Below are 1202 nucleotides of genomic sequence, written 5' to 3' on the forward strand. Positions count from 1 at the left end.
ATTAAACCCTTGGGATACAAGGGTTTTTTGTTTTTCTAAGGGAAGTTTATTTTATCTAACTCCCCCCATGCTGCTAACAGGCTTGCTAACTGACATGTAGTTATCCACAGGTTTTGTATTATTCCTTTGACTTGTTTAATGCTTCGCTGTACCGTTCCATTACTGACTTCTTCTTCTCTTCTCGCATGTGCGTATATATGTCACTGGTTATCGCTACGCTTGAGTGACCAAGGAGTTCCTGGATGTCCTTGAGGTCGAATCCAAGTTCCCATAGGTTTGTTGCAAATGAGTGGCGCAGATCGTGGAAACGAATGTACGGTAGTCCACACGATTTGATAATCTTTTCATAATTGTGTCTCAATTGAGAAGGTCGTATTGGTGCACCGTCTGAATGACAATTAATCAGGCCCCATTGTTTTTGATACGCTTTATTCTTCTTAGCATTGGCTGCATTCATTTCAATTTTATTTTTTAATTCCTCTAAAATAAGCCTATCTATGATAGGAGTTCTCCTCACAGACTTCGCCGTTTTTGGTGCTTGGATTATAAAACCAAATTCTTTATGATAAGTTAATGATTGAGTGACGTCTAGATATTTTTCCTCGTAGGAGAAGTCAATTTCCTGGACCCCCAGAACTGGACCTCTGTCAATAGATTGGACACATAAAACCGAGAGAATTACGTAGTTTTTAGGTACATACGTTCGTACTGATTGGGTGTGTAATACTCAATGGGTGAATGGATTCTTTTACCATTATAAAAACACGAGATATATTCAAAAATAGATTTCTTTGCTTGACTTCTGGTTTTGAATTTCTCGAGATAAACCAGTTCCTTCTTTAGCACGCTATGAAAGGACTCAATACAGGCATTATCGTAGCAGTTTCCTTTACGACTCATGCTGCCGATCATCTGGTATTTCTTCAGTCGTTTCTGATAGTCTGCAGATGCATACTGACTGCCACGATCCGAGTGATGTAATACTCCTGGGGCTGGTCGCTGGCTGTTGTAAGCCCGATCCAGCGCAATGATGACGAGTTCTTTGGTCATTCGTTCATCCATGTGAAACCCCACGATTTTACGTGTATAGAGGTCCATCACACTGGCAAGGTACAACCATCCCTCATCCGTCGGGATATAGGTGATATCGGTCATATAGACCTTATTTGGTGCGCTAGTGGCGAACGTTTGATTGAGCACAT

2 protein-coding genes are annotated in these 1202 nt (G+C 41.0%); both read right to left on the reverse strand.

The features are described 5' to 3' along the window. Window positions 1-118: 118 nt before the first annotated feature. Window positions 119-679: a site-specific integrase gene (locus tag A372_RS39375; protein WP_083858687.1), complete on the reverse strand. Its 561-nt coding sequence runs from the start codon at window positions 677-679 to the stop codon at window positions 119-121. Then, window positions 679-1202 (reverse strand): IS3 family transposase (locus tag A372_RS0100120; protein ID WP_026010810.1); only part of this gene is annotated, 524 nt, incomplete at its 5' end. The genes A372_RS0100120 and A372_RS39375, both read right to left, overlap by 1 nt.

It is taken from the genome of Paenibacillus sp. OSY-SE, assembly GCF_000283315.1.
Classification (GTDB): domain Bacteria; phylum Bacillota; class Bacilli; order Paenibacillales; family Paenibacillaceae; genus Paenibacillus_B; species Paenibacillus_B profundus.